A 23,229-nucleotide genomic window follows, 5' to 3' on the forward strand; every position below is an offset into this window, starting at 1 on the left:
GCCCGGGTGGCGCTCGTCGCGTGCGGCGCCATCGCCCAGCCGGCCGCCGACGCCGTCGCGCGGCACGGCTGGGCGGTGGACGTCCACCCCCTGCCGCCCCTGCTCCACAACCGCCCGGAACGCATCGCGGGTGAGGTCGAGCGGATGGTCGGCGAGCTCCGTTCGCGCTACGACCGGGTCGCCGTCGGGTACGCCGACTGCGGCACCTACGGCGCCCTCGACGCCGTCTGCGACCGGTTGGGTGTCGAGCGGCTGCCCGGCCTGCACTGCTACGACCTCTTCGCGGGGCCGCCGACCGTCGAGTCGCTGACCACCGACGAGCCGGGGACCTACCTGCTCACCGACTTCCTCGTGAGGTCGTTCTCCCGCACCGTCATCCACGAGCTGGGGCTGGACCGCCACCCCGAGCTGCGGGACGACTACTTCCGGCACTACACCCGGGTCGTGTGGCTCGTCCAGACGAGCGACCCCGCGGAGCAGGCGGAGCTGAGGACGCTCGCGCACGAGGCGGCCGAGCGCATCGGCCTGCCGCTCGAGGTGCGGCACACCGGAGCCGGCGGCCTCGACCGCGCCCTGGCCGACCTCCTGGCCGAGCGCGCCTGAGGGCGAGGGGCTAGCAGGAAGGACCGGCGCACGTGGCGTCGCCGTCGCACGACTCGAGGTCGAGCCCGGCCGCCTTCGCGACCTTGCGGGCGGCGGCCCCGAGGGTCCGCAGCTCGGCCTCGGAGAGGACGTCGACGACGAGGCGGCGGGCCTCGCGGACGTGACCGGGCGCGGTCTCGCGGATCTTCGCCCACCCCGCCTCGGTCAGCCGCGCCTCGACCCGCCGGCCGGCGCCGTCGCCGGTGCAGAGGGTGCGGGTGAGCCAGCCGTCGCGCTCGAGGCGGGTGACCGCGTGCGACAGGCGTGACAGCGACCCGCGGGAGAGGTGGGCCAGGTCGCTCAGCTGGAGGGTGCGCTCGGGGGCCTCGGACAGCGCGGCGAGGACGTGGTACTCGAAGGCGTTGACGCCCGCGTCGCGCTTGAGCTGGGTGTCGAGGGCGCTCGGCAGCACCGCGACGAGCGACATGAGCGAGCGCCAGTCGTGGAGCTGGGCGTCGTCGAGCCAGGGCACGGGCCCGGCGGCCGAGGCGTCGGCGGAGGTGCCGGCGGCGGTGTCGCGGACAGGGGACATGGGCCCAGTCTACCCCTGGGTTGAACATTCAAGTCCTTCGACGTACGGTGGTCCGGCACTACTTGAACATTCAAGTCACCATTCCTGAGGAGACCTCCATGACCGTCCTGCGCATCGACGCCAGCATCCAGGGCCCGCGCTCGGCGAGCAGCGCGCTCGCCGACCTCGTCCTCGAGCACCACGCGGCCGCCCGTCCCGACGAGCCCGTCGTGCGCCGCCACCTCGGGGCGGACCCGCTGCCCGCCGACGCCTGGCTGCTCGCCATCGGCGGCTCCTTCACGCCGGAGGCCGACCGCTCACCCGAGCAGGTCGTCGCCCTCGCCCTCGCCGCGACGCTCGCGGCCGAGCTGCGCGACGCCGACGCGGCGGTCCTCGCCCTGCCGCTGTACAACTGGGGCGTCTCCCAGCACGTCAAGGCCTGGATCGACCTCGCCATCGCCGGGGCCGAGCCCGGCAGCCGGCTCCTCGAGGGCACCCCGGTCGTCGCGCTCGTGACCCGCGGCGGCTCCTACGCCCCGGGGACGCCGAAGGAGGGGTGGGACCACAGCACCGACTACCTGCGCCGTGTCCTCGTCGACGTCTGGGGCGCCGACCTCACCCTCGTCGAGCGCGAGATGACCCTCGCCGGCGTCAACCCCGCCCTCGACGAGTTCCTCGAGCTCGGCACGCTCCTGCGCAAGACCGCCGAGGAGGCCGCCGTCGAGGCCGGGCTCGCCCTGGCCCGACGCGCCGCCTGACCGGCCCGTTCGGACCCCTCCGGACCCGCGGCCATGGCCCCGACGGGCCATGGCCGCAGGTCGGCGTCGTCGCTAGCGTGGACCGGCGAGGAGAGGGGCCGCCATGACCCGGCTGATGCTGCACGAGACCGAGCAGGCCTCGGTGCGCGCCATCATCGCCGCCGAACCCGACCCGGAGGCCGCCCCGCCCGGTGACGTCGTGCTGCGCCACCTCGCCCGGCTCGTCGGCTCGCAGTCCTCGGGCGTCGTCCTCGTCGACCCCGGGGACGCCGACCTGACGCTCCCGCTCGGGGTCCACCGGGTCGGCTGGTACCCGCACCTCGACCACGACCACCACGGTCCCGGGGCCGAGGTCCTCCTCGTCCGGGTGCGCCGCGGGCGCCACCTCGTCGAGCTCTGGATGGCCCGCCCGGACCCCTTCTCGGCCCGCGAGGAGGCCATCGTCGGCCTCGTCGCGCCCGCCCTCGAGCGCCTCCTGCGTGCGCACCCGGCGGCCGCCATGCCCCTGTCCCTCACGGTGCAGGAGCGGCGGGTCCTGCGCGAAGTGGCCGTCGGGCGCTCGAACGCCGAGGTCGCCGAGCGGCTCTTCATCGCCCCGTGCACGGTGCGCAAGCACCTGGAGAACGCCTACCGGAAGCTCGGCGTCACCAACCGGGTGGCCGCCGTCGCCGCGGTGGGGCGTGACGCCGAACTCCACGCGGTGGAGCGGACCGGGACCTTCGCCTGACGGCGAATGTCCCTGCGCTCGAGCGCTGTCGACACTGGGACACGACCACGTCGTCAACCCGGGAGGCCACCATGCTCGTCCGCCGCCGCACCGTCGTCCTCGGCGCCGCCCTCTCCGCACCCCTGGCCGTCTGGGCCGAGGCCACCTCCGCGAGCGCCGGCCCGGCCGCACCGTCGTCGGTCGCCGTCGCCTGGCAGCGCATCGCCCTGCGCACGATCTTCCTCGACGGCGGCTCGCCCCCGCCGATCGGCGTGCACCCGCTCGCGTTCACCTCGCTGGCGGTCGACGCCGCCGTGCGCGCGACGCACGGGATGGGCGCCAACGCGGCGCGCGCCGCCGTGGCGTCCGCCGCGCACGACGTCCTCGTCAGGTACTACGGGGCGTTCTCGGGCCAGCTCGACGCCGACCTCGCGGCCAGCCTGGCGCGGGTCCCGAACGTCGCCGCCAAGGCCAAGGGCGTGCGCATCGGGAAGGCCGCCGCGGCGGCGATGATCGCGTCCCGTGCCGGTGACGGCTACCTCGACGCGTCGAGGGTCTACTCGAAGCCCCCGGGGATCGGCGTCTGGCAGCCGCCGACCGGTGGCGTCATGGCCGCGGCCTGGGTGGGCTTCCTCCGCCCGGTCGTCTCCATCGCCCCCGTCGTCCTCGACGGGCCGGACGCCGTCGGCACGCCGGCCTACCGCGCGCACTACGACGAGGTGCGCCTCCTCGGCTCGGCGACGTCGACCATGCGGACCGCGTGGCAGACCCAGACGGCGCAGTTCCTCAACTACATCACCCCGTTGCAGTACCGCGACGCGCTGTGCCGCCACCTCGACGCCGAGCCGCTGAGCCTGGCGGCGACGACCCACCTGTTCGCCCGGCTCGACGCGGCGACGTCCACCTCGGTCATCGCCGCGTGGCGGCTGAAGTTCGACGTCGGCTTCTGGCGCCCGTTCCAGGCGATCCACATCGCCGACGACGGCGACACGATGACCGTCCAGGACGCCGCGTGGGCCCCGTTGATCCCCAACCCCGCCTACAGCGACTACGTCAGCGGCCACGCCTCGGTCACGGCGCCGTTCGCCGAGACGCTGCGCGCGATGCTCGGGAACGACGTCCGCCTGGCGCTGCGCAACCCGGTCATGGGTCTGGAGCGCACCTACACGCTCGACGGGCTCGAGCACGACGCGTTCCACGCCCGCATCTGGGGCGGCCTGCACTTCAGGGACGCGATGGAGGACGGCTACGACCTCGGGCACCGCACCGCCCGGGCCGTGGCGGCGGTCATGGGCTGAGCCGGAACGCGGCCCTCAGCCGGTGGCGAGGGCCGCGGCCATCGCCCGGACGTGCTCGGGCGAGGACCCGCAGCAGGCGCCGATGACGTCGATGCCGAGCTCGCGCAGCTCCAGCGCGTGCTCGGCCATCGCCTCGGGCCCGACGGTGTAGACGAAGTCGGCGCCCGAGAGCTCGGGCAGCCCGGCGTTGGACTGGGCGACGAGCAGGACGCCCTCGGGACGTGCCGCGGCGAGCTGCTCGGCGATGGTGCGCATCTCGTCGGGGCCGCGCCCGCAGTTCGCGCCCACGGCGTCGGCGCCGTCGGCGACGAGCGCGGTGACGGCGGCCGCCGGGGTGACGCCCATCATCGTGCGCAGGTTGGTGTCGAAGGACAGGGTGACGGCGACCGGCAGGTCGGGGGCGACGGCGCGAGCCGCGGCGAGCGCCGCACGGGCCTCGCCGAGGTCGCTCATCGTCTCGACGAGGAGGAGGTCGGCACCCCCGGCGACGAGGCCGCGGACCTGGTCGGCGAACAGCGCCGTCGCGTCGTCCTCGGTGAGCGCGCCGAGCGGCTCGAGCAGCTCTCCGGTGGGACCGATGTCGCCGGCGACGAGGGCGCCGTGGCGGTCGGCGACGCCGCGGGCCAGCGCGGCGCCCGCCCGGTTGACCTCCTCGGTGCGCCCGGACAGGCCGTGCTGGGCCAGCCGGGGCTCGGTGGCCCCGAAGGTGTTCGTCGTGATGATGCGGGCGCCGGCGGCCGCGTACTCGTCGTGCAGCGCGGCGACGGCCTCGCCGTTGACGAGGTTCCACGACTCGGCGCACTCGCCCATGGGCAGCCCGCGGTCCTGGAGGAGCCAGCCGTAGCCGCCGTCGAACACGGCGGGGCGCCCGTCGAGCAGGGCCAGCAGTCGGTTCGTCACGGTCCCACGCTAGGACACGGGGTCACCGTGGACGGCTCCGGGCCTCGACGGCCTCCTCGAGCATCCGGCGGCGCCACGCCTCGATGACCTCGACCTGGTTGAAGGTGAAGACGTGCAGGCCCTCGATGCCCAGGGCCTCGTTCGCCGCGAGGGCCGCCACCCGGCTGACGAACCGGTCGGTGGAGAAGCCGGGGGCGGCGATGCGGGCGAAGACCGACCGCTGCTTGCGCAGGAACCGAAGTGACTCTCCCACACCGATCTTCGTCGCCATGCCGAGGAGCTTGGTGCGCTCGACGGGGCCCGGGACGCCGACGAGGAGGGGGAGGGTCACCCCGCGCCGGCGGACGCGCTCGCACCACGTCGCGAGGTGCTCGGCGTCGAAGGTCATGTTCGACACGACGTGCGTGGCGTGGCGCCGCTTGTCCCACATCGCCTGGACGGTGACGTCGTCGTCGATGGTGGGGTGCGACTCGGGGTAGCCCGTGATGCCGACGTGGGTGAACGGGTGCCCGACCTCGTCGAGGTCGCGCAGGAGGTCGACGGCACCGTGGTAGGGCCCAGCCGGGGGGTCGGCGTCGCCGGCGGGGACGAACACGGCGGTAACGTCGTGCTCCTTGAGCCGCGCGACGATCTCGACGAGCTCGGCCCGCCCCGAGACCATCCGGGCGGCGAGGTGCGGCACGACGCGGTAGCCGGAGTCGGCGAGGGAGGTCGCGAGGTCGAGGGTGGCGGCCAGCCCCTTGCCCGGCGCGGCCGTGACGGTGACGGGGACGGAGGTCGGGACGTGGGCGCGGACCGTGTCGGCGATCGAGGCCGTGGGCATGACCTCGTACCGCGCCCCCTCGAGGAGACGGGCGAGGGCGACGGTCGGCAACTCGTTGCTCATCGTGCAACCTGTCTCGTCATACGCACCTGACGTGTCCAGCGTAGGGGCCGTCGGTCCCCGGCGCTAGCGTCTGCGGACATGGATCCGGGGAGCGTCGTCGAGGGGGTCGGGGCCGGGCAGGCCGCCCTGCCCCTCACCGGCGTGCCCGAGCCGCTCTGGGCGGCGAGCCCGAGCAAGCTGCTCGCCTTTCTCGACTGCCCGCGCCGCTACCGCCTCCAGTACCTCGACCGCCCGTCGCCCGAGAAGCGGCGCCAGCGGGCCCACACCTCGGTCGGCAACGCCGTCCACCACGCCCTGCGCGACTGGTGGGACCTCCCGGAGCGCCGCCCCGACGCCGGCGCCGGGCTCGTCGACCGCGCCTGGATCGACGTCGGCTTCCGCGACGCCGCGCAGTCGGCGCAGTGGCGGGGGCGGATGCGCGAGGCCGTCACGGGCTACCTCGCCGACGTCGACCCCGCCCGCCAGCCGGTCGGCGTCGAGCGCACCGTCTCGTTCGTCAGCGGCGAGCTGCGCCTCACCGGGCGGGTCGACCGCCTCGACGACCGCGACGGCGAGCTCGTCGTCGTCGACTACAAGACCTCGCGGGTCGTCCCCACCGCCGACGACGCCCGCACCTCCCTGCCGCTCGCGCTCTACGCCGCCGCCGTCTGGAAGATGTTCCGCCGCCGCACGCTGCGCGTCGAGCTCCACCACGTGCCGAGCGGGACGGTGGTCGGGCACGAGCACACCCCCGAGTCGCTGGCCCGCAAGGTCGAGCAGGCCCGCTCCATCGCCCGCGACGCCCGCCGTGCCGACCGCGACCACGCCGAGAAGGGCGCCGACAGCGAGCTGTTCCCGCCGCGGCCCGGTCCGCTCTGCGGCTGGTGCGACCTGCGGGCGCACTGCCCCGAGGGCCAGCTCGCGGGGCCCGAGAAGTCCGACTGGGCGGCGCTCGACGACGCCGACGACCGGAAGGAGCCCCGGTGGACCAGCGAGTGAGCTTCGTGACCCTGGCGGTCACCGACCTCGAGCGCACGCGCGCGTTCTACGTCGACGGCCTCGGGTGGGAGCCCGAGCTCGACGTGCCGGGGGAGGTGCTCATGGTCCCCGTCGGCGAGCGCCTCGTGCTGTCCCTGTGGGACCGGGCGGCCTTCGAGGCCGAGGTGGGGGAGCCCGCCCTGTCCGGGCCGGGAGTCGTGCCGATGACGCTGGCGCACAACGTCGCGCATCCGCGCGAGGTCGACGCCGTGCTCGAGCTCGCGCGCCGGGCGGGTGCCGCCGTCGGCGAGGCCGTCGTGCGCGAGTGGGGTGGCTACACCGGGTACTTCGCCGACCCCGACGGGTTCCGCTGGGAGGTCGCGTGGAACCCGGGTCCCATCGGGCTGCGCGTCGTGCCCGAGACGGTCATCGACGCCACGCCCGGCGAGTGACCTCGCTCAGGCGCTGATCCGGGCCTGCCAGGCGCGCAGGTTGTCCGAGAGGACGGAGCGGATCAGCTCGGCCTCCGGGCCCTCCTGCGCGTCGACGGCGGCCATGAGGTCGTCGATCTCGGCGGGGGTGCGGTAGTGGGCGAGGTCGGCCCGGAGGGAGGCGACGCGCTCACGGGCCTCGCGCCGGGCGCGCAGCTCGTCCTTGACGGTGGTCCACAGCTGGGAGGTGCTCATGTCTCCAGTGTCGGGACTCGCTTCTCATGCGTCCAATGAAATCGGTACATGTGACCCATGCACTATCGTCATGGATGTGGACACCGATGCCCTGCGCTGGTTCCAGCTCGTCGCCGACGGCTACACCGTCACCGAGGTGAGCGACGTCTTCGGCGTGAGCCAGCCCGGTGTCTCGCGGGCCCTGGCCCGCCTCGAGGGCGAGGTCGGGACCCCGCTGCTGCGCCGCTCGGGACGGGTCCTGCGGATGACCCACGCCGGCGTCGCGTTCAAACGCCACGTCGACTCCCTCGTCAACGACCTCGACGACGGCCTCGCCGCGGTCAGCGAGCTGCTCGACCCCGAGGGCGGCGTCGTCACCCTCGCCTTCCCCCTCAGCCTCGGCTCGTGGCTCGTCCCCGGGCTGGTCCGCGACTTCCGGCGGGAGCGGCCCCGGGTGCGGGTCGTCCTCGAGCGGACCGCGGTGGGGGAGGCCGGCCGGGTCTCGCCGCTCCTCGCCACCCGTCGGGCCGACGTCGAGCTCACGGCCCACCGGGTGCACCAGGCCGACGTCGAGTGGGCCCGTGTCCTCGTGGAGCCCCTCGTCCTCGCCGTCCACCCCGGCCACCGGCTCGCCGACCGCGACGCCGTGTCCCTGGAGGAGGTGGCGGCCGAGCCGTTCGTCGTGCGCACGGCCCCGTCGACGATGCGCACCCAGACCCTCGAGCTGTGCGCGGCGGCGGGCTTCGAGCCCGACGTCGCCTACGAGGCCGAGGACCTGCCCACCGTGCGCGGCCTCGTCGCCGCGGGGCTCGGCGTCGGGGTGGTGCCGGCGACCGGCCTGCCGGCCCCGACGACCTTCGCGCGCACTCGGATGCTCCCGCTCACCGACGCCGGGGCCCAGCGCGAGGTGGGTCTGGCGTGGGTGGCCGGGCGCCCGCTCCTGCCGTCGGCGGAGGCCTTCCGTCGGTTCGTCCTGTCCGGGTGAGAGGATGCAGACCCGTCCCGCGGACCTGATGAAAGGCCCCCCGATGGCGTCCCCCCGCCCGGCCGCCCGCCCCCGCAAGGCCAAGGCCACGATCATCGCCCTCGCCAACCAGAAGGGCGGCGTCGCCAAGACCACCTCCGTGGCCTCCCTCGGCGCCGCCTTCGCCGAGCGCGGGCTGCGCGTCCTCCTCGTCGACCTCGACCCGCAGGCCTGCCTCACCTTCAGCCTCGGCGTCGACCCCGACGCCGTCGACGCGTCGGTCCACGACGTCCTCGTCGGCGGCACCGACCTCGCCGACGTCGTCGTGCGCTGCGAGGAGGGCGTCGACCTCGTGCCGAGCACCATCGACCTCGCCGGCGCCGAGGCCGTCCTGCTCTCGCGCCCGGCGCGCGAGTACGTCCTCCAGGGGGCGCTCGCCCCGGTGCGCAAGGACTACGACGTCATCCTCCTCGACTGCTCACCGAGCCTGGGCGTCCTCACCCTCAACGCCCTCACCGCGGCCCAGGGGCTCGTCATCCCGATGCCGTGCGAGATGCTCAGCCACCGCGGGGTCGGCCAGCTCCTCGACACGGTGCGCGACGTCCGCAGGATCCTCAACAAGAAGCTCACCGTCCTCGGGATCCTGCCGACCCTCTACGACGGCCGCAGCCTCCACGCGCGCGAGGTCCTCGAGGACGTCGGTTCGCGCTACGACCTGCCGGTGCTCGGCCCGCCCATCCCGAAGACCGTGCGGTTCGCCGAGGCCCCCGCCGTCGGCCGGTCGATCCTGTCGACGGCCCGGTCGAGCAAGGGCGCCAAGGCCTACCGCGAGGTCTCCCTCGCCCTCGTGCCCGCCTAGGCTGGGGGCATGACCACGACCGTCCCCGCCATCATCGTCGACGAGCCGAAGGGCGCGTTCCGCCAGGGAACCATCGAGACCCGCGACCTGCGCCCCGACGACGTCCGCATCGACATCGCCTACGCCGGCATCTGCCACTCCGACATCCACACCGTCCGCGAGGAGTGGGGCGCCGCCCACTTCCCGCTCGTCACCGGCCACGAGATCGCCGGCACCGTCGCCGCCGTCGGTGACGCGGTCACCGCGTACGCCGTCGGCGACCGGGTCGGTGTCGGCTGCCTCGTCGACTCGTGCGGCGAGTGCGAGCTGTGCCTCGACGACCACGAGAACTTCTGCACCAAGGGGTCGGTCGGCACCTACAACGCGCAGGGCTACGACGGCGAGTGGACCACGGGCGGCTACGCCCAGCAGGTCGTCGTCAGCGAGCGCTTCGTCCTGCGCATCCCCGAGGGCATCGAGCTCTCCGAGGCCGCGCCCCTGCTGTGCGCCGGCATCACGACCTACACCCCGCTCGTGCGGTGGGGCGCCGGGCCCGGGAAGAAGGTCGCCGTCGTCGGCATGGGCGGCCTCGGCCACATGGGCGTCAAGATCGCCGCCGCGCTGGGCGCCGACGTCACGGTGCTCTCGCAGAGCCTGTCCAAGGAGGACGACGGCCGCGCGTTCGGTGCCGCCGACTACCGCGCGACGAGCGACCAGCAGACGTTCAAGGACCTGCGCGGGGCGTTCGACCTCATCGTCTGCACCGTCTCGGCCGACCTGCCCGTCGACGCCTACCTGCGCCTGCTCAAGCCGTTCGGCACCTTCGTCATGGTCGGCCTGCCCGAGAACGACCAGTCGCTGAACTTCGGGTCGCTCATCCTGGGCGACAAGGTGCTCACCGGCTCGAACATCGGTGGCATCAAGGGCACCCAGGAGATGCTCGACTTCTGCGCCGAGCACGGCATCGGCGCCACCGTCGAGGTCATCTCGGCCGACGAGGTCGACGCGGCCTACGACAAGGTCGTCGGCTCGAAGGTCCGCTACCGCTACGTCATCGACACCAGCACCATCGCCGCCACGTCCTGACGACGCGGCCCCCGCACGACGAACCCCCGGCGGACTCGGTCCGCCGGGGGTTCGCTGCGTCGCGGGCGTCGCTCAGCTGGCGGTCTCGCCGGCCGGGCGTCCGCCGCGGGTGCGACGACGGCTGCGGTTGCGGGTGGCGCGCGGGGCGTCGGTCGACTCGGGGGCGGTCGCCGGACGGCCGCCGCGGTCACCGCGGTCTCCGCCGCGGCCACCACGGTCGCGGTCGCCCCCGCGGTCGCCCCCGCGGTCGCCACCACGGCCACCGCGGTCGCCACCGGCGGGACGGCGCCCGGAGGACTTGCCGGTCTCGCCGAGGTCCTCGAGCACCTCGGCGCCCAGGCCCTCGCGGGTCTGCTTCGCGTGGGGCAGGCGGCCCTTGGTCCCCGCGGGGATGTCGAGGTCGCTGAAGAGGTGGGGCGAGGAGGAGTAGGTCTCCTGCGGGTCGGGGATGCCGAGGTCGAGGGCCTTGTTGATCAGGCCCCAGCGCGGGATGTCGTCCCAGTCGACGAAGGTGACGGCGATGCCGGTGTTCCCCGCGCGGGCGGTGCGGCCGATGCGGTGGACGTAGGTCTTCTCGTCCTCGGGACACTGGTAGTTGATGACGTGCGTGACGTTCTCGACGTCGATGCCGCGCGCCGCGACGTCGGTGGCGACGAGGATGTCGACCTTGCCGTTGCGGAAGGCGCGCAGGGCCTGCTCGCGGGCGCCCTGGCCGAGGTCGCCGTGGATGGCGGCCGCCGCGAAGCCGCGCTCGGTGAGGTCGTCGGCGACCTTGGCCGCGGTGCGCTTGGTGCGGCTGAAGACGATGGTCAGGCCCCGGCCCTCGGCCTGGAGCATCCGGGCGAGCATCTCGACCTTGTCCATGGCGTGGGCGCGATAGACGAACTGCTCGACCGCGGCGACGGTGTGGCTGTCCTGGCCGTCGTCGTTGGCCATCGCCCGGATGTGCGTCGGCTGGTTCATGTAGCGACGGGCCAGCGCGACGACCGCACCGGGCATCGTCGCGGAGAAGAGCATCGTCTGGCGGGCGGCCGGCGTCAGGGCGAGGATGCGCTCGACGTCGGGGAGGAAGCCGAGGTCGAGCATCTCGTCGGCCTCGTCGAGCACGACGATGCGGGCGTGGCCGAGGTCGAGGTGGCCCTGCTTGGCGAGGTCGATGAGGCGGCCGGGGGTGCCGACGACGACCTCGACGCCCCGCTTGAGCGCCTCGACCTGCGGCTCGTACGCCCGGCCGCCGTAGACGGTGAGGACGCGGATGCCGCGGTCGGCACCGGCGCGCTCGAGGTCGTTGGAGACCTGGACGGCGAGCTCGCGGGTCGGCGCGACGGCCAGGGCCTGCGGCTTGCCCGCGTGGGGGAGGGTCGCGAAGGCGTCGTCGCGCGGGGAGACGACGCGGTTGAGGATCGGGATCCCGAAGCCGAGGGTCTTGCCGGTGCCGGTCTTGGCCTGGCCGATGATGTCGTGGCCGGAGAGGGCGACGGGCAGGGTCATCGCCTGGATCGGGAACGGCGAGGTGATGTTGTGCTTCGCGAGGGCCGAGACGATGTCGGCGTGGATCGGGAAGTCGGAGAACGAGGGGGCGGGCGGGGCGGCGACCGCGGGGGCCTCCACCGTCTCGCCCGCGGGGGCGTCGGTGACGTCGGTCATGGAACTCTTCCGGTCAGCAGGCGCGCAGGGGCGCCGGCGCATGGGGCTGCGGGCCGATCGGAGGTCTTCGAGGGGTGCGCGCCACGGCGAGGGCCGGGCGCCCACCACGTATCAATGGCTTGCACGTGCGTGCCGACCGGGCACCGTGGACGCGGCCCATCCTACCGTTAGGCTCCGGTGCCGTGGAGCAGACCTCGATCGACGACCCCGCCTACCAGGCCGCCGTCGTCGACCTCCTCGGCGTCCTGGCCTACGGCGAGCTCACCGCGTTCACCCGGATGGCCGTCGACTCCGACATCGCCCCGACGATCGCGCTGAAGTCGGCGATGGCCGGGCTGGCCAACACCGAGTACGTCCAGTTCACCCAGCTCGTCGACCACATGCGCAGCCACGGCATCGACCCCGAGAGCGCGATGGCGCCCTTCGTCGTGCCGTTCGCCGCCTACCACGAGCGCACCCGGCCCAAGGGCTGGCTCGAGGGCCTCGTCAAGGCCTACGTCGGCGACGGCATCGCCAAGGACTTCTACCGCGAGATGTCGCGCTTCGTCGACGACGACACCCGGGCCGTCATGGAGCGGGCCCTCGGCGACGAGGGACAGGCCGACTTCGTCGTCGGGGTCGTGCGCGACACCCTCAAGACCGACCGCACCGCCGGCGGGCGCCTCGCCCTCTGGGGGCGGCGCCTCCTCGGCGAGGCGCTCTCGCAGGCCCAGGCCGTCGCCGTCGAGCGCGACGCGATGTCGGCCCTCCTCGTCGGCGGTGGCGTCGACCTCGCCGAGGTCGGCCAGATGTTCGTCCGGCTCACCGACGAGCACCAGGCGCGGATGGCGCGCCTCGGCCTGGCCGCCTGAGCACGCGACGCGGCCCCCGTCCCGGGTGGGACGGGGGCCGCGTCACGCGCGGGGAGGCGCGTCAGACGTGCTTGGTGCCGCGACCGGCGACGACCCGCTCGTAGATGACGATGAGGACGGCGGCGACGATGACGCCGATGATCAGCGCGATCCAGTCGATGCCGCTGGTGTCGCCCTTGTTGAGCAGTCCGGTCCACACCCAGCTGCCGATGAGGGCGCCCAGGATGCCGAGGATGACCGTGACGACGGTCGAGATGTTCTGCTTGCCCGGCAGGACGAGGCGGGCCAAGGCGCCGATGATGGCTCCGAGGATGACGGTGACGATGATCGTGGTCAACATGTGGCTGCTCCTTCTGGGTCTGGAGACCCACGTGACGATGCGTGCGAGATCGGGGCGGTCGCCCCGTCCCGATCCGGGCAGAGCCCGGATGCGACTCCGAATGCTAGCCGCGTCCCGCAGCACAGTGGGGGACGGTGACCAGCGCAGATTCGGGCCTCAGACGGAGAAGCCGACCTTGCCCTTCTCGTTCTCGCCGACCTGGACCCAGCCGATGACCGAGCCCGGGACGAGGACGTTGCGGCCACGGCTGTCGGTGAGCTTGAGGACGCCGCCGTCGCGCAGCGCGGCCTCGACGGCCTCGGTGACCGCGGCCGCGTCGGACTCGGTCTCGACCGTGAGCTCGCGGGCGACGTTCTGGACGCCGATGGTGACCTCCACGGGTGCACACCTTTCGTTCGGGGGTGCGCGGTCTCGCCGCGCACGTCGGGCTCAGGCTAACCCGCGGCCCGACCGACGCATTCCGCGACCCGGCGGGCGCGCCGCCGTGTTCGCTGCGGGCGGATCAGGGCTCGACCTTGGGGAAGGAGCCGAGGCCGCGCCAGGCGAGCGCCGTGATGATGGCGGCCGCCTCCGCCTCGCCGACGTCGCCGCCCTGGGCGAGCCAGTGCCGCGCACTCACCTGGGCCATGCCGGCCAGGGCCGACCCGAGGAGGAGGGCGCGCTCGTCGTCGACGCCCGTGTCCTGCGCGATGACCTCGGCGATCGCCTCGGCGCAGTTCATCTCGACGGCGTCGAGCCGCGAGCGCACCTGGGGGACGCTCGTGAGGTCGGACTCGAAGACCATCCGGAAGGCGGCGCCCTCACGGGTGACGAAGTCGAAGTACGCGGCGACGGTGCGCTCGACGCGGACCTCGTTGTCGCCGCCCACCGCGAGTGCCTCGCGGACGAGCCCCTCGAGGGTCTCGCAGTGCTTGTCGAGCAGGGCGAGGTAGAGGTCGAGCTTGCCCGGGAAGTGCTGGTAGAGCACGGGCTTGGACACCCCCGCCCGGTCGGCGATGTCGTCCATGGCGGCGGCGTGGTACCCGGACTGGACGAAGACCGCCTGGGCGGCCTCGAGGAGCTGGGCGCGGCGCTCGCTGCGCGGCATCCGCTGGCCCCGCTGGGTCGTGTGCGTGCTGGTCATCCTCGTCCTTCGTCGCCGACGTCAGGTGTGCATCCTACGGACGGGTAACGACCGGACGGGGGATGGTCTCTCAGGCGGTTGTTATCGTCGCGCCATGGCCCGACCCCCGCTCGTGCCGCCGGGTCCCGAGCTCGACCGCACCGAGCGCACGCGCTATGCGCGCCACCTCCTCCTGCCCGACCTCGGGAGCACCGGCCAGCGGCGGCTGCGCGCGGCCCGGGTCCTCGTCGTCGGGGCCGGGGGGCTCGGCTCGCCCGCGCTGCTCTACCTCGCCGCCGCCGGGGTGGGGACCCTCGGCATCGTCGACGACGACGTCGTCGAGGCGACGAACCTCCAGCGCCAGGTGGTCCACGGCGACGCCGACGTCGGCCGCGCCAAGACCGCCTCGGCCGCCGACGCGGTGCACGCGGTCAGCCCGCTGACGACCGTCGTCGAGCACCGGGAGCGGCTCACCGCCGACAACGCCCTCGACGTCGTCGCCGACTACGACCTCGTCCTCGACGGCGCCGACAACTTCCCGACCCGCTACCTCGTGGGCGACGCGTGCGCCCGGCTCGGGGTGCCGCACGTCTGGGGCTCGGTGTTCCGGTTCGACGGGCAGGTCTCGGTGTGGTGGGCCGGGGAGGGGCCCTGCTACGCCTGCGTCTTCCCCCGGCAGCCGCCGCCGGACGCGGTGCCGTCGTGCGCCGTCGGCGGCGTCCTCGGGGCCGTCTGCGCGAGCATCGGGTCGGTCATGGCGACCGAGGCCGTCAAGCTCGTCACGGGCGTGGGCGAGCCGCTCGTCGGGCGGCTGCTCGTCCACGACGCCCTCGGACAGACCTGGGACGCCCTCCCGGTGCGGGCGGACGCGGCGTGCCGCGTCTGCGGCTCGGGCGCCGACGCCACGCGGCCCCTCGGGTGGGCCTCGGCGCGCGAGGACGACGGCTCGGCGGACGCCGGACCGGCCGACCCTCGCCCCACCGTCACCGCGCTCGGCCTGCGCGACGTCCTCGCCCGCGGCGACGTCCTCCTCGTCGACGTCCGCGAGGCGGGGGAGCGCGAGGTCGTGACGATCCCCGGGTCGGCGTGGCTGCCGATGGACGGGGTGCGCGCCGGGACGCCGGACGACCCGCTCCCCGGCCTCGACGTCCCCCGCGGCGGACCGGTCTACGTCGTGTGCAAGACCGGGGCCCGCTCGGCCGAGGCGGCCGCCCTCCTGCGCTCGCGCGGGGTCGAGGCGGTCGACGTCGAGGGCGGCGTCCTCGCGTGGGTCCGCGACGTCGACCCGTCCCTGCCGACGTACTGACGCCCGTCCCCGAGGGTGTCGGGGCGACGTGGTGGAATCCCCGGGTGCTCGTCCTCCGCCGCCCCGTCACCGCCTCGGCGACGGCCCCCTCCCTCGACCCCGCCCAGCGCGCCGCGGTCGAGGCCGACGGTGCGGTCGTGCGCGTGCTCGGCGGGCCCGGGACGGGCAAGAGCAGGGTGGCCGTCGAGCGGGTCGTGCGAGCGGTCGACGAGGGCGCCACCGCCGACTCCTGCCTGCTGCTCGCGCCCACCCGGCTCGCCGCAGCCCGGCTGCGCGACGCGGTCACCGCACGGCTCGGCGGCACGACGACGACCCCCCTCGCCCGCACCCACCAGTCCTTCGGCTTCGGAGTGCTGCGCGAGGCCGCGGCCCTCGCCGGCGACCCCACGCCCCGGCTGCTCAGCGGCCCCGAGCAGGACGTCATCCTCCGCGAGCTCCTCGCCGGCCACGCGTCCGGCGACACGGCGGCCCCGCCGTGGCCGACGGAGGTCGCGCCGGCCCTGGCGACCCGCGGCTTCCGCACCGAGCTGCGCGACCTGCTGATGCGCGCGGTCGAGCTCGGGCTCGACCCCGAGGACCTCGCCGCGCTCGGCACCGAGCACGGCCGGCCCGAGTGGGTCGCCGGTGCCGCGGTGCTGCGCGAGTACGACGAGGTCACCGCGCTCTCGGCGCCGGGGGCCTTCGACCCCGCCTGGGTGCTCGGGTCGGCGGCCGACCTCCTCGCCACCGACCCCGAGGCCCTCGACCGGCTCCGCGCCCGGCTGCGGCTCGTCGTCGTCGACGACGCCCACGAGCTGACGCCCGCGGCCGTCCGGCTGCTGCGCGCCGTCACCGGCGAGGGAGCCGTCCCGCTCGTCCTCCTCGGCGACCCCGACGCCGCCACCCAGACGTTCCGCGGCGCCGACCCCCGGCTGCTCGCCCGGGGGTGGGCTCCCACCGAGACCCTCGTGCTGGCGCACGGGCACCGGTGCGTGGCACCGGTCGCCGACGCGGCGGCTCGGGTCGTCGCCCACGTCGGCGTCGTCGGCGGGGTCGCCCACCGTGGGGCGGCGCCGGTTCCCGGCGACGGCGTCGTCGAGGCGCACCTGCTGCGGACCGCGGCCCAGGAGGCCGCGTTCGTCGCGGGCCTGCTGCGCGAGGAGCACCTCCTGCGTGACGTGCCGTGGTCGCGCATGGCCGTGGTCGTCCGCGGCGGCGCGCGCACGGCGACGCTGCGCCGGGTGCTGCGGGGCTCGGGAGTGCCCGTCGACACCACGGCCGCCGAGCTCCCCGTGCGCGACGAGGCCGCGGTGCGGCCCTTCCTCGCGCTCCTGCGGTGCGCCCTCGAGGTCGTCGCCGGCGCCGAGGAGCTCGACCCCGAGGTCGTCGTCGACGTCCTCGGCTCACCCGTGGGCGGGGCCGACGCCGTGGGCCTGCGCCGGCTTCGCCGGTCGCTGCGGCGCATCGAGCTCGACGACGGCGGCGGCCGGCCGAGCGACCTCCTGGTCGCCGAGGCCGTCCTCGCCCCGTTCGCCCTCGACCGGATCGGGCCCGAGGCGAACCCCGCCCGCCGGGTGCACCGCGTCCTCGTGGCCGCCGTCGACGCCCTGCGCGACGGCGACGGGGTCGAGGAGGTCCTCTGGGCGATGTGGAGCGCGAGCCGGCTCGCGGGGGCGTGGCGCGACGCCGCCCTCGGGGGCGGCCCCGCGGGTGCTCGTGCCGACCGCGACCTCGACGCCGTCCTCGGCCTGTTCGACGCCGCCGCGCGCTTCACCGACCGGCTCCCGGCGTCGCGGCCCGCCGACTTCCTCGACCACGTCCTGTCACAGGACGTCGCCGGCGACACCCTCGCCGCGCGGGCCGCCACGGGCGAGTCGGTCGCCCTGCTCACCCCTGCCGGCGCCGCCGGCCTCGAGTGGGACCTCGTCGTCGTCGCCGGGGTGCAGGAGGGCGTCTGGCCCGACCTGCGGCTGCGGGGCTCGCTCCTCGGGTCCACCGACCTCGTCGACGTCGTCACGGGGCGGTCGCCGGAACCGCGGGCCGCCCGCGCCCAGGTGCGCCACGACGAGACCCGCCTGTTCCACGTCGCCTGCACCCGCGCCCGCCGTCGGCTCGTCGTCACGGCGGTCCGCAGCGAGGACGAGCAGCCCTCGCCCTACCTCGACGTCGTCGACCCCCGCCCCGACGCCCGCGCGTTCACCGACGTCCCCCGCCCGCTGACCCTCCAGGGCCTCGTCGCCGAGCTGCGCCGCTCCCTCCTCGACCCCGACCCCGGCACCCGTGCCGGCGCCGTGCAGACCCTCGCGCGGCTGGCCCGCGAGCAGGTCCCCGGTGCCGACCCGGCCCAGTGGTGGGCCCTGCGGGCCACGAGCGACGAGCGACCCCGCCGCGCCGCCGACCTGCCCGTGAGGGTGTCGCCCTCGACGATCGACCACTTCGGCCGGTGCGGCCTCCAGTGGGTGCTGCGGGCCAGCGGCGGCGACGGCCCGTCGATGGGGGCCCAGGACATCGGGACCCTCGTCCACGAGATCGCCCACGACCTCGGCGACACCGACGCCGCCGCCTACGCCGCGGAGCTCGAGAAGCGCTGGGGCCGGCTGGGACTCGCGCCGGGGTGGCTCTCGCGGCGCGACCTGGCGCGGGCCACGGCGATGACCGGGCGGCTGGCGACCTACCACCGCGAGGCCTCGGCCGAGGGCTGGCGCCGGGCCGCCTCGGAGGAGCGGATGAGGGTCGCGCTCGGGCGGGCCGTCGTCTCGGGCACCGTCGACCGGGTCGAGGTCGGCCCCGACGGGGTCGTGCGCGTCGTCGACCTCAAGACGGGCAGCTCGAAGCCGACGAAGGACGAGGTGCGCCGGCACGGCCAGCTCGGCGCGTACCAGGTGGCCGTCGAGGGCGGGGCGTTCACCGAGCACGGCGGGCGCTCCGGCGGGGCCGCCCTCCTCCAGCTCGGGCGGGCGGCGAACCGGTCGACGACGCTGCAGGAGCAGGTCCCCCTCGCGCTCGACCCCGAGCCGCACTGGGCCCACGACCTCCTCGCCACGACCGCCGACGGCATGGCCGCCGCCGCCTTCACCGCGACCCCCGGGCCGCAGTGCGGCACGTGCCAGGTCAAGGACTCGTGCCCGGCGCAGCCCGAGGGGAGGCGACTGTGAGCGACCCGGGTCCCCGCTGGTCCGCGGCCGGGCTGGCCCGCGCGCTCGGCCAGTCGTACGCGCCCACGCCCGAGCAGGCGGCCGTCATCGAGGCGCCGCTGCGGCCGGTCCTCGTCGTGGCCGGGGCCGGCTCGGGCAAGACCGAGACGATGGCGGCCCGGGTCGTCTGGCTCGTCGCCAACGGCCTCGTGCGCCCCGACGAGGTCCTGGGCCTGACGTTCACCCGCAAGGCGGCGGGGGAGCTCTCCGAGCGACTGGCCACCCGGCTCACCGCGCTGCGCGAGGCCGGGATCTGGGCGCCACCGGAGGAGGACGGCGCCGTCGTCCTCGACGACGTCCCCACCGTCTCGACCTACCACGCCTACGCCGGACGGATCGTGCGCGAGCACGGGCTGCGGGTCGGCGTCGAGCCCGAGAGCCGCCTGCTCACCGAGGCCGCGGCGTGGCAGTTCGCCCATGAGGCCGTCGTCGCCTGGGACGGGCCGATGGACGAGGTCGACAAGGCCGAGTCCACCGTCACGACCGCGGTCGTCGACCTCGCCGGCGAGCTGGCCGAGCACCTCGTCGGCCCCCCGGCGCTCGCCGCGCACCTCCACGCCGTCGTCGCCGCCCTCGAGGCCGTCCCGAAGGGCGAGGGGACCCGCAAGCGCACCAACCCGATGCGCGACGTCGTCGGCGTCCTGCGCCAGCGGGCCGCGGTCGTCCCGGTCCTCGAGCGCTACCAGGAGCTCAAGCGCTCGCGCGACGCCATGGACTTCGCCGACCAGATGGCCCTGGCCGCTCGGATCGCCGCGGAGGTCGGGCAGGTGGGGGTCGCCGAGCGAGGGCGGTTCAAGGCGGTGCTCCTCGACGAGTTCCAGGACACGAGCGAGGCCCAGCTCCAGCTCCTGCGCTCGCTGTTCGTCGCGCCGGGGTCGCCGGTCCCGGTCACGGCGGTCGGCGACCCGCACCAGTCGATCTACGGGTGGCGCGGCGCGTCCTCGACGACCCTCGACCGGTTCCGCGACGACTTCCGCGACCCCGAGCCCGCCCGGGTCCTCCACCTGTCGACGAGCTGGCGCAACGACCGTGCCGTCCTCACCGCCGCCAACGTCGTCGCGGGCCCCCTCGCCGCCACGACCCGGGTGCCCGTCGAGCCGCTCGTCGAGCGGCCCGGCGCCGGCCCCGGCCACGTCTCGGCGGCGCGGCTCGAGACCGTCGAGGACGAGGCGCGCCACGTCGTCGACTGGGTGTCGAGCCGGCTGGCCCGCCCCGGGCGCCGGACCGCGGCGGTCCTGTGCCGCAAGCGATCCCAGTTCGACCCCGTCGTCGAGGCGCTCGAGCTGGCGCAGGTGCCCTACGAGGTCGTCGGCCTCGGCGGGCTGCTGCACACCCCCGAGGTCGCCGACCTCGTCGCCCTGCTCCACGTCGTGCAGGACCCGACCCGCGGCGACCGGCTGATGCGTCTGCTCACCGGCTCGTCGTGCCGGCTCGGCGCCGCCGACCTCGACGGGCTCGGCGCGTGGTCGCGGGTGCGCCAGCGCTCCGGTCGCGGCGACCGGCGCGCCGACCTGTCGCCCGACGCGAGCGAGCGCACGAGCATCGTCGAGGCGCTCGACGACCTCCCCCCCGCCACGTGGGTCGGCGACGAGGGCCAGCGCCTGTCACCCGTGGCGCTGCCGCGGCTCGAAGGCCTCGGGGCGGCCGTGCGGCGGCTGCGGGCGCTCACCGGTCTCGGGCTGCCCGAGCTCGTCGCCGAGGCCGAGACCTCGCTCGGGCTCGACATCGAGGTCCTCGCCCGTCCCGGGTACTCGCCGGGGGCCGCCCGCGCCCACCTCGACGCGTTCGCCGACGTCGCCGCCACCTTCGCCGCGAGTGCCGACCGCGCCACCCTCGGTGGCTTCCTGGCGTGGCTCGAGGCCGCCGTCGACGAGGAGCGCGGGCTCGACCTCGGCTGGGTCGAGGCACGTCCCGACGCCGTCCAGGTGATGACGGTGCACGCCGCCAAGGGCCTCGAGTGGGACGTCGTCGCGGTGCCCGGGCTCGTCGAGTCCTCGTTCCCGGCACACTCGGCGACGCAGGGGAAGGTCGTGGGCGAAGGGTGGGGGCACGGTGAGCCCAGCGACAAGGGCTGGCTCGTCGGCCTGGCGACGCTGCCGTACGACCTGCGGGGCGACCGTGCGGGCCTGCCCCGCTTCGGGTGGGGCGACGAGCACGACTGGGACTCCGTCGCCGAGGCCTTCGACCGCTTCACCGGCGCGCTCGCCGACCACGGCATCGCCGAGGAGCGCCGGCTCGGCTACGTCGCCCTCACCCGCGCCCGCACCGACCTGCTCCTCACCGCCCACGTGTGGGGGTCGGCGTCGACGCCGCGGGTCACCTCGCGCTTCCTCGAGGAGGTGCGCTCGGCCGGAGGCGACGGCGTCGCCCCCGGTCCGTGGGTGGCGATGCCTCCCGTCGACGACCCCCGGCCGCAGAACCCCCGGACCGCCGAGGTCGTGAGCGTCACGTGGCCGACCCTCGACCACGTCGCCCGTCGCGAGCGGCTCCTCGAGCCGGCGCGGGCCGTCGTGGCGGCGGCCGCTGCGGGGGCGGCTCCCGGGTCGGGGTCGTGGGACGCCGAGGTCTCGATGCTCCTCGACGAGCGGGCCCGCCGGCGGTCGGGGGCCGACGTCGACGTCGAGCTCCCGCCCCACCTGTCGACCTCGGCCCTCGTCTCCCTCGCCGACGACGCCGAGCAGTTCACCCTCGACCTGCGCCGCCCGCTCCCGCAGCCCCCCGCCCTCGCGACCCGCCGGGGGACCGCCTTCCACGCCTGGGTCGAGGAGCACTACAGCCGCGCGGCGTTCGTCGACGTCGACGCCCTCCCCGGGTCCGCCGACGACGACGCGTCCGACGCCGACCTCGGGGCGCTGCGCGAGGCCTTCCTCGCGAGCGAGTGGGCCGACCGGATGCCCGCCGAGGTCGAGACGAGCGTCGAGACCGTCGTCGACGGGATCGCCGTCCGCGGGCGGATCGACGCCGTGTTCGAGGAGGCCGGGCCCGACGGGGCACCGTGCTGGGTGGTCGTCGACTGGAAGACCGGGGCGCCGGCCACCGGGCGGCGCGCCACGGCGCGGGCGGTGCAGCTCGGGGCCTACCGGCTGGCCTGGGCGCGGCTGCGGGGGGTCGACCCCGGTCGGGTGCGCGGGGCGTTCTTCCACGCGGCGACGGGCCAGACGCTGTGGCCGGCCCTGCCCGACGCCGCCGAGATCACCCGCGTGCTGGCCGCGGCCCGTCCTCGCTGACGTCGGCGTCGTCCTCGGCGCGGTCGTCGTCGAGGTCGTCGGCGGCCGCCTCGATCTCGGCGGCGAGGGCCTGCGACTCGGCGGCGGCGACGGGGTCGTGTGTGTCGGGTGAGGGTCCCGGCTCCGCCTCGCGGTCCGCGGTGTGGTCGCCGACGGCGATGGGACGGGTCTCGTGCGTCGCCTCCTCCTCCCAGTCGTCGTCGGGCTCGGTGGTCGCGTCGGGCTCGGGGATCTCGTCCTGCTCCGGCTCGTCCGGGGACTCGTCCGGGATCTCGCCCGACGCCTCGTCCGCCGGCAGCCCGGGGAGCTCCTCCTCGTCCTCGTCGACGACGAGGGCGGGTGGCTGGGCGGTCCGCTGCCGCGGGACGACGGGGGAGAGCGAGGTGCGGCGGTAGTCGTCGTCGTCGTCCTCGGTGTGGACCGCGTCGTCGAGGCGGCGCAGCTGGGTCGTGAGCACCTCGACCGCTCCGGCGTCCTTGCGGGTCAGCGCCGTCATGAGCGTGCCGAGCAGGCCGAGCTCGGCGACGAGGCGGGCCCGGACGAGGAGGTTGGCGTCGGGGCGCTCGACCCGCTGGTGCGAGTAGGCCTCGAGGACGGTCTCGACGGCGCCGGGGGGCGCGTCGGCGACGAGGGCCGCGAAGTCGTCGGCCGGGTCGGCGACCTTGGCGTCCTCCCAGCCGGTCAGGGCCCGGATCCTCCCGGTGGAGGCGTCGGCGTCGTCGGTGAACACCGCGAGCACCTGGTCGCCGGTGAGGTCGCCGTGGGTCGCGGTCGGGGCGAACCGCCACAGCGAGACGTCCTCGAGCGCCGCCTCCCACCGGGCGAGCAGGGTCGTCGGGACCCGGCCCGACTCGGCGGCGCGGTCGAGGTCGGCGAGCCGCCGGGTGCGGTAGGCGTCGGCGTCGTAGCTGGGCAGCCCGGCCTCCTCGTACACGCCGGGGTCGGTGTTGTGCAGGGCCGCGAGGGCGCGGCCCAGCTCGGCGGCCAGGCCCGGTCCGGGGGGCAGCTCGGCGAAGTCGAGCTGGTGGCCGGGCAGGTACGGGTAGACCGCGGCGCGGCCACCCTCGGCGAGCGCGACGAACCCCTTGGGCGCGGGGACGGCGAACGGCAGCCGCCGCCCGAGGAGGGCGAGGAGCCCCACGGTGCGGTCCATCTCTGCGCCGGCGACGTCGGTGCGCGGGGCGCGGACCACCCAGCGGCGGTGCTCCGCGTCCTGGACGAAGGCGACGTCGAAGGACTGGTCGGGGGTGCTCGGCAGCGCCTCGACGCTCACCGGGTCCAGACCGGGAACGGCCGCGCTCGCGAGCGCGGCGAGGAAGGCGGGGCTGCGGTCCACGGCCCCACGGTATGCCGTGCGACCCGCCTAGGCTGG

At 75.3% G+C, this 23,229-nt stretch carries 22 protein-coding genes; 13 read left to right on the forward strand and 9 right to left on the reverse strand.

Annotation, left to right across the window (positions count from 1 at the left end; genetic code table 11):
• Positions 1-6 precede the first annotated feature (6 nt).
• Complete coding sequence (locus tag ACFWN3_RS15305; RefSeq protein WP_377641009.1) at positions 7-603, forward strand: DUF1638 domain-containing protein; 597 nt, start codon at positions 7-9, stop codon at positions 601-603.
• Between the two features lie 10 nt (positions 604-613).
• On the opposite strand, the gene ACFWN3_RS15310 is transcribed toward ACFWN3_RS15305, so the two are convergent.
• A complete protein-coding gene (locus ACFWN3_RS15310; protein ID WP_377641010.1) occupies positions 614-1,174 on the reverse strand; it encodes a MarR family winged helix-turn-helix transcriptional regulator in 561 nt (186 codons plus the stop codon).
• A gap of 98 nt (positions 1,175-1,272) precedes the next feature.
• Here ACFWN3_RS15310 and ACFWN3_RS15315 point away from each other — a divergent pair, with 98 nt between their 5' ends.
• From ACFWN3_RS15315 to ACFWN3_RS15325, 3 genes are all read left to right on the forward strand, one after another.
• Positions 1,273-1,911, forward strand: coding sequence for an FMN-dependent NADH-azoreductase (locus ACFWN3_RS15315; RefSeq protein ID WP_377641012.1), 639 nt, complete (start codon positions 1,273-1,275; stop codon positions 1,909-1,911).
• 103 nt (positions 1,912-2,014) lie between these two features.
• Positions 2,015-2,638 (forward strand): LuxR C-terminal-related transcriptional regulator, encoded by a 624-nt coding sequence (locus tag ACFWN3_RS15320; RefSeq protein ID WP_377641014.1) that lies wholly within the window; start codon positions 2,015-2,017, stop codon positions 2,636-2,638.
• Between the two features lie 71 nt (positions 2,639-2,709).
• Positions 2,710-3,915 (forward strand): vanadium-dependent haloperoxidase, encoded by a 1,206-nt coding sequence (locus ACFWN3_RS15325; RefSeq protein WP_377641016.1) that lies wholly within the window; start codon positions 2,710-2,712, stop codon positions 3,913-3,915.
• Positions 3,916-3,930: 15 nt separating this feature from the next.
• Here ACFWN3_RS15325 and ACFWN3_RS15330 read toward each other — a convergent pair whose 3' ends face one another.
• Both ACFWN3_RS15330 and ACFWN3_RS15335 read right to left on the reverse strand, forming a co-directional pair.
• Positions 3,931-4,815 (reverse strand): homocysteine S-methyltransferase family protein, encoded by an 885-nt coding sequence (locus tag ACFWN3_RS15330; protein ID WP_377641017.1) that lies wholly within the window; start codon positions 4,813-4,815, stop codon positions 3,931-3,933.
• A 22-nt stretch (positions 4,816-4,837) separates the two neighbouring features.
• Positions 4,838-5,701 (reverse strand): methylenetetrahydrofolate reductase, encoded by an 864-nt coding sequence (locus ACFWN3_RS15335; RefSeq protein WP_377641019.1) that lies wholly within the window; start codon positions 5,699-5,701, stop codon positions 4,838-4,840.
• Positions 5,702-5,779: 78 nt separating this feature from the next.
• On the opposite strand from ACFWN3_RS15335, the gene ACFWN3_RS15340 reads away from it, so the two are divergent.
• Positions 5,780-6,679 (forward strand): RecB family exonuclease, encoded by a 900-nt coding sequence (locus ACFWN3_RS15340; RefSeq protein ID WP_377641021.1) that lies wholly within the window; start codon positions 5,780-5,782, stop codon positions 6,677-6,679.
• Complete coding sequence (locus tag ACFWN3_RS15345; protein ID WP_377641023.1) at positions 6,664-7,110, forward strand: VOC family protein; 447 nt, start codon at positions 6,664-6,666, stop codon at positions 7,108-7,110. The genes ACFWN3_RS15340 and ACFWN3_RS15345 overlap by 16 nt, the downstream gene beginning before the upstream one ends.
• Before the next feature lie 6 nt (positions 7,111-7,116).
• Here ACFWN3_RS15345 and ACFWN3_RS15350 read toward each other — a convergent pair whose 3' ends face one another.
• A complete protein-coding gene (locus tag ACFWN3_RS15350; protein ID WP_377641024.1) occupies positions 7,117-7,344 on the reverse strand; it encodes a hypothetical protein in 228 nt (75 codons plus the stop codon).
• 76 nt (positions 7,345-7,420) lie between these two features.
• Here ACFWN3_RS15350 and ACFWN3_RS15355 point away from each other — a divergent pair, with 76 nt between their 5' ends.
• Genes ACFWN3_RS15355 through ACFWN3_RS15365 form a run of 3 tightly spaced genes read left to right on the forward strand, consistent with a single transcriptional unit; the run spans position 7,421 to position 10,211 of the window.
• On the forward strand, positions 7,421-8,308 hold the full coding sequence (locus ACFWN3_RS15355; protein ID WP_377641026.1) for a LysR family transcriptional regulator: 888 nt from the start codon (positions 7,421-7,423) through the stop codon (positions 8,306-8,308).
• Between the two features lie 43 nt (positions 8,309-8,351).
• A complete protein-coding gene (locus tag ACFWN3_RS15360; RefSeq protein WP_377641028.1) occupies positions 8,352-9,146 on the forward strand; it encodes a ParA family protein in 795 nt (264 codons plus the stop codon).
• Positions 9,147-9,155: 9 nt separating this feature from the next.
• Complete coding sequence (locus ACFWN3_RS15365; RefSeq protein ID WP_377641029.1) at positions 9,156-10,211, forward strand: NAD(P)-dependent alcohol dehydrogenase; 1,056 nt, start codon at positions 9,156-9,158, stop codon at positions 10,209-10,211.
• 72 nt (positions 10,212-10,283) lie between these two features.
• On the opposite strand, the gene ACFWN3_RS15370 is transcribed toward ACFWN3_RS15365, so the two are convergent.
• Positions 10,284-11,858, reverse strand: a complete 1,575-nt coding sequence (locus ACFWN3_RS15370) for a DEAD/DEAH box helicase (protein ID WP_377641031.1) — start codon at positions 11,856-11,858, stop codon at positions 10,284-10,286.
• Between the two features lie 182 nt (positions 11,859-12,040).
• Between ACFWN3_RS15370 and ACFWN3_RS15375 the strand changes: the two genes are divergently transcribed.
• On the forward strand, positions 12,041-12,709 hold the full coding sequence (locus ACFWN3_RS15375; protein ID WP_377641033.1) for a ferritin-like fold-containing protein: 669 nt from the start codon (positions 12,041-12,043) through the stop codon (positions 12,707-12,709).
• A 61-nt stretch (positions 12,710-12,770) separates the two neighbouring features.
• On the opposite strand, the gene ACFWN3_RS15380 is transcribed toward ACFWN3_RS15375, so the two are convergent.
• The 3 genes from ACFWN3_RS15380 to ACFWN3_RS15390 all read right to left on the reverse strand — a co-directional run bounded on the left by ACFWN3_RS15380 (position 12,771) and on the right by ACFWN3_RS15390 (position 14,172).
• Positions 12,771-13,049 carry a GlsB/YeaQ/YmgE family stress response membrane protein gene (locus ACFWN3_RS15380; RefSeq protein ID WP_377641035.1) on the reverse strand — a complete coding sequence of 93 codons (279 nt, stop codon included), beginning with the start codon at positions 13,047-13,049 and terminating at the stop codon, positions 12,771-12,773.
• Between the two features lie 156 nt (positions 13,050-13,205).
• Positions 13,206-13,427, reverse strand: a complete 222-nt coding sequence (locus ACFWN3_RS15385) for a DUF3107 domain-containing protein (RefSeq protein WP_377641037.1) — start codon at positions 13,425-13,427, stop codon at positions 13,206-13,208.
• A gap of 124 nt (positions 13,428-13,551) precedes the next feature.
• Positions 13,552-14,172 carry a TetR/AcrR family transcriptional regulator gene (locus tag ACFWN3_RS15390; protein WP_377641039.1) on the reverse strand — a complete coding sequence of 207 codons (621 nt, stop codon included), beginning with the start codon at positions 14,170-14,172 and terminating at the stop codon, positions 13,552-13,554.
• A gap of 94 nt (positions 14,173-14,266) precedes the next feature.
• Between ACFWN3_RS15390 and moeB the strand changes: the two genes are divergently transcribed.
• From moeB to ACFWN3_RS15405, 3 genes are read left to right on the forward strand one after another with little or no spacing between them, the layout of a single operon-like run.
• Positions 14,267-15,457 carry a molybdopterin-synthase adenylyltransferase MoeB gene (gene moeB / locus ACFWN3_RS15395; protein WP_377641041.1) on the forward strand — a complete coding sequence of 397 codons (1,191 nt, stop codon included), beginning with the start codon at positions 14,267-14,269 and terminating at the stop codon, positions 15,455-15,457.
• A gap of 44 nt (positions 15,458-15,501) precedes the next feature.
• Complete coding sequence (locus tag ACFWN3_RS15400; protein WP_377641043.1) at positions 15,502-18,591, forward strand: ATP-dependent helicase; 3,090 nt, start codon at positions 15,502-15,504, stop codon at positions 18,589-18,591.
• Positions 18,588-21,857: a UvrD-helicase domain-containing protein gene (locus tag ACFWN3_RS15405; RefSeq protein ID WP_377641045.1), complete on the forward strand. Its 3,270-nt coding sequence runs from the start codon at positions 18,588-18,590 to the stop codon at positions 21,855-21,857. Before ACFWN3_RS15400 ends, ACFWN3_RS15405 begins: the two co-directional genes overlap by 4 nt.
• On the opposite strand, the gene ACFWN3_RS15410 is transcribed toward ACFWN3_RS15405, so the two are convergent.
• Complete coding sequence (locus tag ACFWN3_RS15410; RefSeq protein ID WP_377641048.1) at positions 21,823-23,193, reverse strand: phosphotransferase; 1,371 nt, start codon at positions 23,191-23,193, stop codon at positions 21,823-21,825. The genes ACFWN3_RS15405 and ACFWN3_RS15410 overlap by 35 nt on opposite strands.
• Between the last annotated feature and the right edge of the window lie 36 nt (positions 23,194-23,229).

Source organism: Oryzobacter terrae, from assembly GCF_042756445.1.
In the GTDB taxonomy this organism is placed as follows: domain Bacteria; phylum Actinomycetota; class Actinomycetes; order Actinomycetales; family Dermatophilaceae; genus Oryzobacter; species Oryzobacter terrae.